The 14,430-nt window shown below is 56.3% G+C and carries 10 protein-coding genes; 5 read left to right on the top strand and 5 right to left on the bottom strand.

Features of this window, described 5'->3' with window-relative positions:
- Nucleotides 1-38: 38 nt before the first annotated feature.
- Nucleotides 39-1,106: an FKBP-type peptidyl-prolyl cis-trans isomerase gene (locus tag BQ5379_RS03840; RefSeq protein ID WP_143039380.1), complete on the top strand. Its 1,068-nt coding sequence runs from the start codon at nucleotides 39-41 to the stop codon at nucleotides 1,104-1,106.
- 153 nt (nucleotides 1,107-1,259) lie between these two features.
- Here BQ5379_RS03840 and BQ5379_RS03845 read toward each other — a convergent pair whose 3' ends face one another.
- From BQ5379_RS03845 to BQ5379_RS03855, 3 genes are all read right to left on the bottom strand, one after another.
- Nucleotides 1,260-1,967, bottom strand: a complete 708-nt coding sequence (locus BQ5379_RS03845; RefSeq protein ID WP_071135534.1) for an SAM-dependent methyltransferase — start codon at nucleotides 1,965-1,967, stop codon at nucleotides 1,260-1,262.
- A 254-nt stretch (nucleotides 1,968-2,221) separates the two neighbouring features.
- Complete coding sequence (locus BQ5379_RS03850) at nucleotides 2,222-3,157, bottom strand: MlaD family protein (protein ID WP_071134217.1); 936 nt, start codon at nucleotides 3,155-3,157, stop codon at nucleotides 2,222-2,224.
- Nucleotides 3,158-3,199: 42 nt separating this feature from the next.
- Entirely contained in the window at nucleotides 3,200-4,528 is a 1,329-nt protein-coding gene (locus tag BQ5379_RS03855) for an N-acetylmuramoyl-L-alanine amidase family protein (protein WP_071134218.1), read from the bottom strand.
- Between the two features lie 163 nt (nucleotides 4,529-4,691).
- Between BQ5379_RS03855 and BQ5379_RS03860 the strand changes: the two genes are divergently transcribed.
- From BQ5379_RS03860 to pth, 4 genes are all read left to right on the top strand, one after another.
- Nucleotides 4,692-7,370 (top strand): putative LPS assembly protein LptD, encoded by a 2,679-nt coding sequence (locus tag BQ5379_RS03860; protein ID WP_143039381.1) that lies wholly within the window; start codon nucleotides 4,692-4,694, stop codon nucleotides 7,368-7,370.
- A gap of 88 nt (nucleotides 7,371-7,458) precedes the next feature.
- Nucleotides 7,459-9,606 carry a M3 family metallopeptidase gene (locus BQ5379_RS03865; protein WP_235846030.1) on the top strand — a complete coding sequence of 716 codons (2,148 nt, stop codon included), beginning with the start codon at nucleotides 7,459-7,461 and terminating at the stop codon, nucleotides 9,604-9,606.
- 371 nt (nucleotides 9,607-9,977) lie between these two features.
- Complete coding sequence (locus BQ5379_RS03870) at nucleotides 9,978-10,550, top strand: 50S ribosomal protein L25/general stress protein Ctc (protein ID WP_071134220.1); 573 nt, start codon at nucleotides 9,978-9,980, stop codon at nucleotides 10,548-10,550.
- A 226-nt stretch (nucleotides 10,551-10,776) separates the two neighbouring features.
- Entirely contained in the window at nucleotides 10,777-11,343 is a 567-nt protein-coding gene (gene pth / locus BQ5379_RS03875) for an aminoacyl-tRNA hydrolase (protein WP_071134221.1), read from the top strand.
- A gap of 151 nt (nucleotides 11,344-11,494) precedes the next feature.
- On the opposite strand, the gene BQ5379_RS03880 is transcribed toward pth, so the two are convergent.
- Together BQ5379_RS03880 and nfo are read right to left on the bottom strand one after the other, a co-directional pair.
- Nucleotides 11,495-12,382, bottom strand: coding sequence for an endonuclease/exonuclease/phosphatase family protein (locus BQ5379_RS03880; protein WP_083377568.1), 888 nt, complete (start codon nucleotides 12,380-12,382; stop codon nucleotides 11,495-11,497).
- Nucleotides 12,383-13,548: 1,166 nt separating this feature from the next.
- Entirely contained in the window at nucleotides 13,549-14,418 is an 870-nt protein-coding gene (gene nfo, locus BQ5379_RS03885) for a deoxyribonuclease IV (RefSeq protein ID WP_071134222.1), read from the bottom strand.
- Nucleotides 14,419-14,430 lie beyond the last annotated feature (12 nt).

The following is a 14,430-nucleotide window of genomic DNA, read 5'->3' on the forward strand; positions in this document are numbered from 1 at the left end:
AAGAGATTTACATTCAGGAAAACACAAGAGAGAACACTATGCGTGGGATAAGGAAGAGCTACCTGGGCGTAGCAGCCGCATTGGGACTGATGATCCTCGGTTGGTCATGCGCCAAAGAATCACCCTCCATCAGCGGGCAACTGTCCAGGAAATCGTTCGAGTCATGGGTTGAGAAATATGCACCGGCAGCCTATGCCAATCCATACAAAGACATCTACATCGAATACATCAAACGCTCGGAAAGCGGCAGCCGTCCGGTACTCGGCTACTCGTGGCTGACCCTGAACTACACCGGCAAACTGCTCGACGGAACCGTCTTCACCACCCGCGTCGATTCCGTATCACGCCGCATCGGCACCTTTGCCTACACCACCCACTATTGCGACGATTTCGTCGAATATTCCAGCACCTCGACCAAATTGTGCGAAGGGCTGCGCCAAGCCTTCGAATGTCTGCGCGTAGGTGACTCGGTCCGCATCTACATCCCCTACGACAGAGGGTACACCTCATCCATGGGTACCACCTCGGCCTACCTTTCTTCGGCAACCTACACGTCACTGCCGATCGTTTTCGAGTTGGGCTTCAACGCCTCGACTACCGAGCCGTTCGTGTGGGAGCGTGACTCTGCCCTGCGGTATGCCCAACAGAACTGGGGTACCGACTTTTCGACCGATACCGTCGGGATGTACCGCCACATGGTCAAGACCAACCCCGAAGGCAACGAAATTACGGCCGACTCCACCGTCTCGGTATACTACGAAGAGTACTTCATGGACGGTTTCCTGGCTTCGACCAACATCGACACCGTAGCCGCCAAATGGAACGTCTACGACAGTTCGGGAGAGACCTCCTACGATGCGATGACCGTACAACCTGCTTCCGGAGCCAACTACAGTGAACATAAAGCGATCTTCATCGCCGTAGAACATATGCGTAAAGGCGAAGTTGCCGACATTGTCACCGTTTCGAGCTGGGCACAGGGTGACAGCGGAAACACCAACCAGACTCCCGAGGTACTTCCCTACCAACCGATGCGATACCGCATCTATGTCGTCGACGATACCCAGGAAGACGAAGAAGAGGGTTCCGAAGATCTAACCGAATAGGCCCTCCTGAATAGTATAAAGCAACAGCGCTTCGCCCATACGGACGAAGCGCTGTTGCTTTTATTTCGTAACTCAAACGGAAAGCACGAACGACACACCCGCGCGGGCACAGCCGGAACAGGATGAGTCACCTCTACCGATCCAAATAAACGATCAGAACAAAATAAAGATCGCCGGACGTTTGTCAAAAGCCGGAGCACCGCTCTTTTTCCATTCGGCCACACTTTTCGATCCGATCAACTGTCCCGGTTCCAACACATCGCACGCCACGCACAGACGGGTTTGCGGAGCACAGGCGGTCAGAATATCCTCGAACAATTTTCGATTGCGATAAGGAGCCTCGATAAAGATCTGCGACTGCCCCTCTGCCGCGATTCGGCGCTCGAAGGCGCGAATCGCCTTCACACGTTCGGCCGGCTTGACCGGCAGATAGCCGTTAAAAGCAAACGACTGGCCATTGGCACCGGAAGCCATCAGCGCCAGCATGATCGAACTGGGCCCCACCAGCGGTACGACCTCCACGTCATGCCGATGAGCCGCCGCCACCAGCCATGCGCCGGGATCCGCCACACAGGGAAGTCCCGCTTCGGACATCAGACCGATGTTTTTCCCCTCCGATAGCAAGGGTTTCAACAGTCCCTCAACCTCCTCGGGATGCGAATGTTCGTTCAGTTCGGCAAAAGTCAACGCATCGATCGGTCGTGCGATTCCGCTGCGAGCCAGGAAACGGCGTGCCGTCCGGATGTTTTCGACCACGAAATAGTCGATTTCGTCCAGCACGCTTCGATTGTGTGCCGGCAGGGCGACATCCCACGAAGCCGTCTCTCCCAGCGGAGTCGGAATCAGATAGAGTTTTCCCATAAACTGCATGATGAGGCTAAATACAAGATCATAACCAGCGGGGGTCCCGGTTCGGAAAACGGAAAGGCTCGCACGCACGGCATTCCCCCCACCCACACTCCATCAAACACGCTCCCCCCTAACCGCCCTCGCATTCTCACTCTCTTTCTTCACCCTCCCTGCACCCTCCGTGCTTCCACACTCGCCCTCCTCCATATTCGTCCTCCCCCACATTCGCCCCCGCTCACCGCCCAGAGGGTCGGGACCGGGCACTTTTATTTGATCTTCTTTCCGAAAACCGAGAAGTGAATGTATCGTCCGGGGTTTTCTTTCATGTCCTGCAACAGGAGCGTCAGGCTTTGCGAAGCCTCCGTCAGATTGTTGTAGAGCTCCTTGTCATAGATCAGTTTGCCGGCGCTACCCTCGGCATCGTTGATGGCAGCCATGGCATTGTTCAGACGCTCGACAGCTTGCGACGCATTGCTCATCAGCGCAGGAACCGACGTGCTCATCGAATCGGCCATCACTTCGACGCGGCCGACGATTTGCGTAATTTTGGGAGCTGCCGTATTGAGTTCGGCCGAAAGGGCATTCAGGTTGCTCATGGTTCGCTTGAGATCCTGAGCCACCATCTGATCGAGGTTGCCACTGATCGAGTTGGCATGGGCCAGAAGCTGCGAGAGATTGGCCACGTTCTCGTCGCTCAGTACGGCATTGATTCCGTCGAGCGCTTTCGATACACGTTCCACCAGCGAGGTAGCCATCTCTTTGATCTTGTCGTACTCCGAGTTGACCAGCTGCATCAGCCCGGGTTCCATCAACGACTGCACCGTGTCTTCATCGGTCAGATACTGCGCCGCGGTTCCGAGTTGCAGATCGATCACCTTGGAACCCATCAGCGAGGCGCTGGTAATTTTGGCACGCGTATCGACCGGCAGCGGATAATCTTTCTTGACCGAGAATTCGGCGATTACCTTGCCCGAAGGCACGTCGTACCATACGTTATCGACCGTACCTACGCGGAAGCCTTTGATCGTGACGGGCGAAGAGGCTTCGATTCCGTCGGCATTTTCATAAACGGCGTAATAGGTGTTGTCACCGCGGAAAATATCCTGACTTTTGATAAAGTTGATTCCGAGATAGAGCAACAAAATCATCGTTATGCCGAACACCCCAATTTTGGCTTCGCGCGAGAACTTTCCTTTTTTCATAAAAACAGATTTTCTGAACAAACGCGGCAGTGCACTGCGATATTATTTCCCGATGACCTCGGCCAACGGCACAGGCAGGCCCCGGCGGAACGCTACCATGAATGCGTCCGGGAAGGCACGCCGCACTTTACGCTGCAAAATTAACGCATCTTGGTAAGAAAAACTTGTGCCACAGTAATATTTATAGCGACCGTCGATTCTTTTTTCGATCACTTCATTCACGTAATCGCCAAAATTAGAACGAGTTATCGGTATCCGCGAAAGCGAACTCTTCACCTGTATGCGAAACACCGTCTGGGTGCCCGCGGCAGCCTTCGACTCCTCCTTACCGGTCGATCTTCCGCCCGACCCGCCTTCGGTCACCCAACGCGGTTCGGTCGTCGTTTTTTTCGACTCGTTTCCGGTCGATTTGGCTCCGGTGGTTGTTTTCTGCGTAGTCGTCCGCTCCGAAGCGACAGATGAAGAGGAGCTGTGGCCACTTTCGCTCCGCCCGGAGGTCGCTTTACCTGTGCTCGCGACACTGCCTCCGGCAACTGCAGCTCCACTCGACGTTGAGCCTCCACTGCTCGGTCCCTTGGCCAGGGTCCGGCTGTCGGTACGTTGTTTATATTCTTTCACGGCCCGGAAGATCGACGCCGCTATCTTTTCCTGGCCGTCGGCCGACCCCAGGAATTTGGCTTCGGTCGGATTGGAGATGAAACCGACCTCGGTCAGCACGCTGGGCATCGGGGTACGCCACAGCACCAGGAAACCGGCCTGCTTGACCCCCTTGTTACCGCGCCGGGCATATCCGGCATACTGGTTCTGAATCAGTTCCGCCAGCGAGAGGCTTTGGCTCTGGTAGGCGTACTGCATCAGCGAGAAGAGGATCAGCGATTCGGAGGAGTTGGGGTCATACCCCTCGTAACGCGAGGTGTAGTCGGCCTCGAGGCTGATGACGGCATTCTCGCGCATCACCACCGAGAGGTTCCGGTTGCCTTTGTCCTCCCCCATGACATAGGTCTCGGTACCGGAGGCCGAACTGCTGGTGCTGGCGTTCGTATGGATCGAGATAAAAAGATCGGCGCCGGCCTGCGAAGCGATTTTGCTGCGGTCGGCCAATGCGATAAAACGATCGTCCTTACGGGTGTAAACCACCTTGACCCCCGGCAGCTGCTGTTCGATCATGCTCCCCAGTTTCAGCGCCACGCCCAAATTGATGGCCTTTTCCTGCTGTCCGTTTCCGACAGCTCCGGGGTCTTTTCCTCCGTGCCCGGCATCGATCACAATGCAGCGCAGCACACCCTCGCCACCCGAAACGGCCCCAAACAGAGCGACCGGCATACCAAACACCAGAAACACTACGTTACATATCGCCGATAGAAGCTTCATTGTCTGCTTTGAGGTTGCTTATTTTTGATTAACTTTGCGGGTCGCTCTTATGCGCCCAACGCAAAGAAAGACAGACAAAATTAACCTATTTCATCGGATTTTGCGCCCGGCACAACGAAAACGGATATTTTTTTCACTTCTGCTCCTCTTTTGGGCAGCAGTCGTGTTCTCCGCCGCACCGCACCTGCCGGCCGGGTCGTATCGTACCCTGCCGGACAGCCTTGCAGCGCAAACCGACAGCCTTTTCCGGCCCGACTCACTCACCCTCTCCGACACGACACTCCGCACCGGCCGGAACGACAGCCTGCCGACACTCGACACCCTTCAGCCGCGCCGCCGCGGTTCGTCGCTGACCGAACGCGTCACCGGTTCGCAGCAAGACTCGCTGGTCTACGACGTGCGCAGCGGTAACCTTTATATGTACAAGGGGGGCAAGGTCGAATACACCGACCTGAAGATGGAGGCCGAACAGATCACCCTTAACCTCGACACCAAAAACGTCTCGGCTCGCGGTGAGATGGACACCATCAGCGAAAAATATATCCGTCCGAAATTCATCCAGGACCAGACCACCTACGAACTCGACTCGGTGCGTTACAACATCGACTCCAAGAAAGCCCTGATCTGGGGAGCCCACACGAAAGAGGGCGAAGGGATCATCACCGGCGGACTGGTGAAAAAGATGCCCGACGACGTGCTCCACATGAAGGGCGGCAAATACACCACCTGCGATGCCGAGTGCCCGCACTTCTACCTCCAGATGACCAAAGGTACCGTAGAACCGAAAAAGAAAGTAGTCTTCGGTCCCGCCTACATGGTGATCGAGGACGTTCCGTTCTACCTGCTCGGTCTGCCGTTCGGCTTCTTCCCCCAGCAGGAGTCCCGCCACTCCGGATTCATCCTTCCCCAGGTCGGCGAGGAGACCACCCGCGGTTTCTTCCTGCGCGACGGGGGTTACTACTTCGTATTCAACGACTACCTCGACCTGAAGGTGACCGGGGGCATCTATACGCTCGGTTCGTGGGAGACCGGTCTGGCCTCGAGCTACCGTAAACGCTACAAATACAACGGGAGCCTCCAGTTCGACTTCGCCAAGGACATCTTCGGCGAGAAGGGCAGCTCGGACTACGTCAACCAGCAGAACATGCAGATCCGCTGGACCCACCAGCAGGACTCGAAATTCCGTCCGAACTCCACCTTCTCGGCCAGCGTCAACTACTCGACCAGCAAATACAACCAGTATAACGCCACCGACATCAACGACTACGTGTCGGCCCAGACCAGTTCGTCGATTGCCTACTCGAAGAGCTGGACCGGCACCCCCTTCTCGCTGTCGATCAATGCCAGCCACAGCCAGAGCCTTCGCGACCGCATCATGTCGCTGACCCTGCCCAGCTTCGTGTTTAACGTGACCCGCATCAACCCCTTCAAACGCAAACACGCCACCGGCAAGGAGCGCTGGTACGAAAAGATCTCGTTCACGTTCCAGACCAACTTTTCGAACAGCGTCAGCGGGTTCAAGCAGAATGACTTCATGAAGAAGGAGATGTTCGACCAGATGAAGATCGGCTTCCAGCACCAGCTGCCGGTCAGCGCGTCGTTCAACGTCCTGAAATATATCAACGTCACCCCGAGTTTCACCTATCGCGAACGGTGGTACTTCCGCAAGATCGACCAGGACTGGAATCCCGAAACCGAACGCGTCGAATACACCGACACCACCCACGGATTCTACCGCCTATACGACTACAGCGCCTCGCTGTCGGCCAACACCACCCTCTACGGGAGCTACGAACTCGGCCGCAAAGGCAAGATCAAACTACGCCACGTGATGACCCCCAGCGTCAGCTTCAGCTACGCCCCCGACTTCGGTAAAGCCAGCTACGGCTACTACCGCACCATCCAGAGCGATAAACATGGCGGTACGACCACCTACTCGCCCTTTGCCAACGAGATGTACGGGGTGCCGAGCAACGGCGAAAGCATGAGCCTCAGCTTCGGGATCAACAACACCCTGCAGATGAAGGTGCCCAGCGCCAAGGACACCAGCGGCTACCGGAAGATCAAGATCTTTGAAGCCTTCAACATCAACTCCAGCTACAACTTCCTGGCCGACTCGCTCAAGTTGAGCCCCTTCACGGTCAACATCCGCACCACGCTGGTCAAAGGTCTGAGCCTGAATATCAACGCCACCTTCGACCCCTATATGGTCGACGCCAACGGACGACGCATCAACAAGTTCGTCGCCTCGCACGGCAAGGGTCTGGCCCGTCTGACCTCCTTTACTACCGGTTTCAGCTACGGGTTCAGTTCCAAAGCCCGCAGCTCCTCGTCGAGCAACACCCCCGCCAGCAACAACCCCAACAACAGCACCCTGTCGGATGTAGAAGCCGCACTGAACGACCCCACCCAGAACGGAGGCTTCTTCAACCAGACCCAAAACCAGTACGCCACCGCCATGCGCCGCGCCCAACTGCTGGCCTCGCAATACTATGACTTCAGCATCCCGTGGAGTTTTTCGTTCAACTACAGCTTCAGCTTCAGTCGACCGGGCAACACCATCAGCCGCTCGCAGACCGTCAGCTTCAACGGGTCGGTGAACCTCACCCAGAAATGGGCCGTCGAGTTCGGTGCCGGCTACGACTTCGAGATGAACAAGATCACCCCCGGTACAATCCTCATCCGCCGCGACATGCACTGTCTGCAGGCCACCTTCTCATGGGTACCCGTCGGATTCCGCCAGAGTTGGACCTTCTCGATCCGCGCCAAGAGCTCCGTGCTCGCCGACCTGGTCAAATACAAGAAGACCAACAGCTTCATCGACAACCTGTACAGCTACTAATCCGGTCCGCACACTACCCCCGGAACCTACTCCCCCCACAAGAGATCCAGCCCACTGTTTAACAGTCCGCCACCAATACCTCACCTTCATGCAACCAACCATCAAAACCATCGTCACGCTTATGAGCGCCACTACCCTGCTCGCCGGCTGCACCGATACCCCCGAGACCGGCAATCCCCTGCTGACCGAATGGAACACCCCCTATGGAGTCCCCCCCTTCGAACAGATCCGTCTGGAAGACTACCGTCCGGCCATCGAACGTCTGATCGTTGACGGTCGCCGTGCCATCAACGACATCACCACCAATACCGACAGCGCCACCTTCGACAACACCATCGTGGCACTGGAATTTGCACAGCAGCCCCTCGACCGGGTACTGAACGTATTCTACAACCTCAACAGCGCCGAGACCAGCGATTCGATGCAGGCCCTGGCCATGGAGCTGTCGCCCATGCTGACCGACTTCAGCAACGACATCATGCTGAACGAGCGGCTGTTCGAACGCGTCAAAAGCGTCTACGACCAGGCCGTCGCCAACGATTTCCACGGGTTGGTCACCGAGCAGCGCACCCTGCTGACCGACACCTACGAAGGTTTCGTCCGCTCGGGCGCCAACCTCACCCCTGAGCAGAAAGAGGAGTACCGCGCCCTGACCGGCGAACTCTCGCAGCAGACCCTTCGATTCGAACAGAACGTACTGGCCGCCACCAACGATTTCCAGCTCCAGCTGACCGACACCGCCGACCTGGCCGGCCTGCCCGAGTCGGTTCGTGAGAGCGCCGCAGCCGAAGCCCAGGCCGCCGGCAAGGAGGGATGGCTATTCACGCTCCATGCACCGAGCTACGTTCCCTTCATGACCTACTCCGAGCGTCGCGACCTGCGTGAAAAGATGTACCGCGCCTACAACAGCCGCGCCTTCGGCGGTGAGCACGACAACTGCCCCGTACTGGTACGCATCTCGAACCTTCGCCTGCAGTTGGCCAACCTGCTCGGCTACAAGACCTACGCCGACTACGCACTGGTCGACCGGATGGCCGGCAGCGTCGACCGCGTGAATGCCCTGCTCGACGAGTTGCTGATCAAGACCAAGCCCTGTGCCGACAAAGAGGTGGCCGGCATCCAGGCCTACGCCGCCAAAGAGGGGTTGCAAGGTCCCCTGATGCCGTGGGACTGGTCCTACTACACCGAGAAATACAAGGCTGCCACCTATGACCTCGACGACGAGATGACCCGCCCCTACTTCCAGCTCGAACGTGTACAAGAGGCGATGTTCATGCTCGCCGGCAAACTCTACGGGCTGAGCTTCAAGGAGAATCCCGCCATCCCCGTCTACCATCCCGACGTACACCCCTTCGAAGTCTACGACACCGATCCGGCCACCGGCGACAGCAGCCTGCAGGCCATCCTCTACATCGACTACTTCCCGCGTGCCGGCAAACAGGGCGGCGCCTGGATGACCTCCTTCCGTCAGTCCTACGTCGATCCCGAGAGTGGCGAACAGGTCATACCGGTCGTATCGCTCGTCTGCAACTTCACCAAACCCACCGGCAACCGTCCCTCGCTGCTGAGCTTCAACGAAGTGACCACCATTTTCCACGAGTTCGGCCACGGTCTGCACGGCATGATCGGCCGCGGCAGCTACCCCAGCCAGACCGGTACCAACGTGCGCCGCGACTTTGTCGAACTCCCCTCGCAGATCATGGAAAACTGGGTCAGCGAGAAAGAGTTCCTCGACCTGTGGGCCGCCCACTACCAGAGCGGTGAGAAGATGCCCGCCGAGATGATCGACAAGATCGTCGCCACGAAACGCTACCTGGCCGCCTACTCCTGCGTGCGTCAGCTGCAATTCGGCATCAGCGACATGGCATGGCACAGCATCACCACGCCGCTCGATACGCTGTGCGACGTGGCCGCCTTCGAACGTGCTGCCACCCGACGCACCCAGGTGCTTCCGGTTGTCAACGGGACCTGCTTCGCGCCCAGCTTCAGCCACATCTTCGGCGGCGGCTATGCAGCCGGCTACTACAGCTACAAGTGGGCCGAAGTACTCGAAGCCGACGCCTTTGCGCTCTTCAAACAGAACGGTATTTTCGATCCCGCTACCGCCCGCTCGTTCCGTGAGCACATCCTCACCCCCGGCGGTTCGCAACACCCCATGATCCTCTTCAAGCAGTTCGCTGGCCACGAACCCTCCGTCGAGCCGCTGCTCGAAAAGATGGGCGTCAGCACCCGATAATATCACCGTCCAAAGAGACCAAAGAGGGTGCAGCAACCGGACCCAAGGACCGAGCTGCACCCTCTTTTCATTTTCGGCATTTTTGCCAGGCACCACGCTTGCGGCCCGCCCTCCCTTCAGACACACCATCCTCACGCACCCTACACCCCATTCCGGCACTCCGCACGCTCCCCCCACGTTCGCCAGTTCAGCCCGCCTCAGAACGTCACCAAAGAAGCCTGTACGAATTTGGGAAATTGCAGAAAAACAACTACCTTTGCCCCGCTTTCGGGGAAACACCGAAAGAAGGATGTGATGGGGGCGTCTCTCATTGCCGGGAGGCGACTGAGTAACATCCGATAAAAAACGTTTTTCAAACCACACACAACACTATGAAAACACTGGAAATTCAAGGTACCCTGCGTACCGAATTCGGCAAAAAAGGCACCAACGCAGTACGTCGTGCCGGTAACGTGCCCTGCGTCATCTACGGCGGCGGCGAAACCGTACACTTCTCGGTTCCGGCTCCCGCATTCAAACAGCTGATCTACACTCCCCACTCCTACCTGGTGAACTTCGATATCGACGGCAAAAAAGAACTGGCCGTTATGCGTGAAGTACAATACCATCCCGTGAGCGGCGACGTTCTCCACGTAGACTTCTACCGCGTGAACGAAGCCAAACCGGTAGCCATCGACCTGCCCGTCGTACTGACCGGTAACTCCGAAGGTGTGAAACTCGGTGGTAAACTGATCCTCAGCAAACGCAAACTGCGTGTAGCCGCTCTGGTGAAAGACCTGCCCGACACCGTCGAAGTAGACGTAACCGAACTCGGTCTCGGCAAATCGATCTTCGTAAGCGACCTGCACATCCCGGGTCTGACCATCCTCACCCCGGCCTCGACCGCTGTCTGCGCTGTCCGCATGACCCGTGCCGCTCGTGGTGCACAGGCTGCTGCCAAATAGTCATCCCCGACCACAACTCTTCGAACCACCCGGGCGGATCCCGCAGACACCCGCGTCCGTACCGCAGCCGACAAAAAGGTCTCAGACCCAAGGCTGGCGATCGATGGATGAATGGAGCGACGCACAAAATCCCCGCCGGGTCAGTTCGAGACTTCACATATCAGTTCCTGCTTTCAAGGTTCCTCAGAGAGCCGGAAAGCAGGAATTTTTATAAACCCGCCACTCCATGAAATACCTCATCACCGGATTGGGAAACATCGGTGCAGAATACGCCGAAACACGCCACAACATCGGATTCAAAGTGGTCGATACGCTGGCCGCCGCCACCGGTTCGGTCTTCAGTTCCGACCGTTACGGCGCCATCACTACCCTCCGCCACCGCGGTCAGGAGCTTTTCCTGCTCAAACCCTCGACCTACATGAACCTCAGCGGGAAAGCCGTGCGCTACTGGATGCAAAAGGAGCGTATTCCGCTCGAAAACGTGTTCATCGTGGTAGACGACATTGCCCTGCCCTTCGGACACATCCGCATCCGCAAAAACGGCTCCGACGGCGGACACAACGGTCTGAAAAGCATTGCCGAATGCCTTGGTGGACAGAACTATGCCCGTCTGCGCTTCGGTATCGGCGGCGACTTCCCCAAAGGTGCGCAGATCGACTACGTGCTCGGCGAATGGACTGCCGACGAGAAGGCACAGCTGCCCGAACTGTTGAAAACAGCCAGCGATGCGATTCTCTCTTTCGTAGCCGAAGGGCCCGACCGCGCCATGAACAAATTCAACACCCGGAAATAGGTTTTCCATCTTGCGCCGGATATTTTCCTCTGACGCAAGCCTTCGGAGAGATTTCCATGCCGCACCGCATAAAAAAGCAAGATCCGTTCTGTTCCTCCGGAGGAACAGAACGGATCTTGTTTTAGCCCAGTCAGGAGAGGCTACTGCACTGCTAATACTTCAGGACCGTCAGCACCGGCAGGTGGTCCGAAAGATAGGGCACCCCATATCCCGAGGTGATAATTTCATAGGTTTCGGGAACGAATTTCTGGCAGAAAATGTGGTCGATCAACTCGCCCTGCTCACCGTGACCGAAACCGCGATAAGTAATCGCGGGCAGCGAATCGCCCTGCGGTTTAACCTTGGCAGCAGCACGCGCTTCGCAGAACGTGGGGGCATTCACCAGCGGCGCCAGCGAGGAATCCGAAACGGGGAAGTTGAAGTCTCCCATAATCAGGGTCGGAATCGAATCGCCGAACTCGTGAACCCGACTCAGCAGCAGCTTTGCACTCTCGCGACGTGCCACCACGCCGATATGGTCGAAATGGGTGTTGAAAACCAGGAACTCGCGTCCCGTATCCTTCTCGCGCAGCTTCACCCACGTTGCGATTCGCACGCACACGGCATCCCACCCCAAAGCGGCACTGTCCGGTGTTTCGCTGAGCCAGAAATGGCCGTCGGCAACGGGCGTATAGAGCGAATCGCGATAGAATACGGCCGCATATTCACCCGCTTCGTGACCGTCGTCACGCCCCACACCGACATACGAATAACCGGTCAGCGCTGAATCAAGAAACTTCACCTGCTGCACCAACCCTTCCTGAATACCCATCACGTCGGGCTTCACCTCGTTCACCATACGCACCACAGCTTCGCGACGGTTATCCCAATAGTCGGGCCCGTCATCGGGGTTGGCGTAACGGATATTGAAGGTCATCGCCCGCAGTTCCGACGAGTCAGCAGCATTCTCCGTCGACTTCGGAGACGAACCGCACGAAGCCATCGACAACATCCCAGCACAAACCGCCAGAGACAAAATCAAGGGTAACTTTCCTGTCATATAATCAAAATCTTAAGTGAAACATTAGATGTGTTAAAGGTACGGAAAAAAGAATTTAACCTGTTGTTTTTTGCTCTGATTTTCATCGTCATCGTTAGCCCAGGACGTGCATAATGAATAGTATGGAACTGCCCTCACGCCGGGCGGGCGGTGCCTTCGGGCACCCCGATAGAGAGCGAACAGTTGTAGTACAAAAGTTTATGTATTACAGCGATTAAAGGTATTAGCAGATTGAATCGGGAACACCAATATTGAAGGTAATACCCACTCATTGCTCCGCCGCGAGCACGCGGACGCCGCCCGCGCAGGGCAGTCGAAGATCAATCTGCTAAAAATGAAATCTACTTAATGAGAGATGCTCGATTTGTCGTAAGTACAAATCGAGCATCTATTCATCCCCAGGATAAAAACAGTACGGAACTGCCCTCACGCCGGGCGGGCGGTGCCTTCGGGCACTCCGACAGAGTGGTATTACCTCGAACAGTTGTAAGACAAAAGTGTATGTATTGCGGCTATTAGGGGTATTAGCAGTTTTGTCGGGAATACCCATATTGAAGGTAAGACCACTCACCGCTCCGCCGCGAGCACGCGGACGCCGCCCGCGCAGGGCAGTCGATGATCGATCTGCCAAAAATGAAATATGCTTAATGAGAGATGCTCGATTTGTCGTAAGTACAAATCGAACATCTATTCATCCCCAAGATAAAAACCGTACGGAACTGCCCTCACGCCGGGCGGGCGGTGCCTTCGGGCACCCCGATAGAGAGGTATTACCTCGAACAGTTGTAGTACAAAAGTTTATGTGTTACAGCGATTAAAGGTATTAGCAGGTTGAATCGGGAATACCGATATTGAAGGTAATACCCTCTCATTGCTCCGCCGCGAGCACGCGGACGCCGCCCGCGCAGGGCAGTCGAAGAACGATCTGCCAAAATGAAATCTGCTTAATGAGAGATGCTCGATTTGTCGTAAATAAAAATCGAGCATCTATTCATCCCCAGGATAAAACCAGTACGGAACTGCCCTCACGCCGGGCGGGCGGTGCCGCGGGCACCCCGACAGAGGGGTATTACCTCAAACAGGCGTAATTACGAATGTTAATGTATTGAGGCTATTAAAGGTACCAGCCATCGCTCTTAGAGTAATCCCCCACCAAACGTCTTAACCTATCTCGTTGGGACTCCAGGAGCAGGCTGCCCGGCAAAAGCGTATAACTGAGCGATTTCGTCCGGCCAACGACTCTCATCTGGCGTTTCGAGAATCAATGGCATATCATCGAATCGCGGATCGGCTGCTACGTATCGAAACACTTCGAGCCCCAGCGTCCCATCACCCAGCGGCGCATGACGGTCGACCCGGCTTCCCTGAGCCTTCAGATCATCATTTAAGTGCATTCCACGCAGATAACGCAACCCCACAACGCGATCCAGTTCCGCAAAGGTACGTTCACACGCCTCGGCCGTGCTAAGGTCGTACCCGGCCGAAAAGGCATGACACGTATCGATACAGATTCCGACACGACTTTTATCCTCCACCCGATCAATAATATAGGCCAAATGTTCAAATTTCCAGCCGAGATTGGAGCCTTGACCGGCCGTATTTTCAATCACGGCGGTCACCCCCAAAGTTGCCTCCAAAGCCAGGTTGATCGACTCCGCAATGCGTGCCAGACACTCCTCCTCACCGATCTCTTTCAACGTACTACCGGGATGGAAGTTAAGCCGGTCGAGCCCCAGCAACTCACAACGTTTCATCTCATCCGTAAACGCCTGCCGCGACTTCTGCAACCCAGCCTCATCCGGATGCCCCAGATTAATCAGATAACTGTCATGAGGCAAAATCTGGAACGGACGATAACCGTATTCCTCACACCGAGCCCGAAAAGCATCAATTTGAGCTGGCGTCAACGGCGCAGCGACCCATTGCCGCTGATTCTTCGTGAAAAGGGCAAACGCACCGGCCCCAATCATATGAGCATTGAGCGGTGCGTTTTCGACACCGCCCGATGCACTGACATGTGCTCCAAAATATTTCATGCGAATCGTTAT

Origin of the sequence: Millionella massiliensis (assembly GCF_900104655.1) — a bacterium.
GTDB classification, from domain to species: Bacteria; Bacteroidota; Bacteroidia; order Bacteroidales; family Rikenellaceae; genus Rikenella; species Rikenella massiliensis.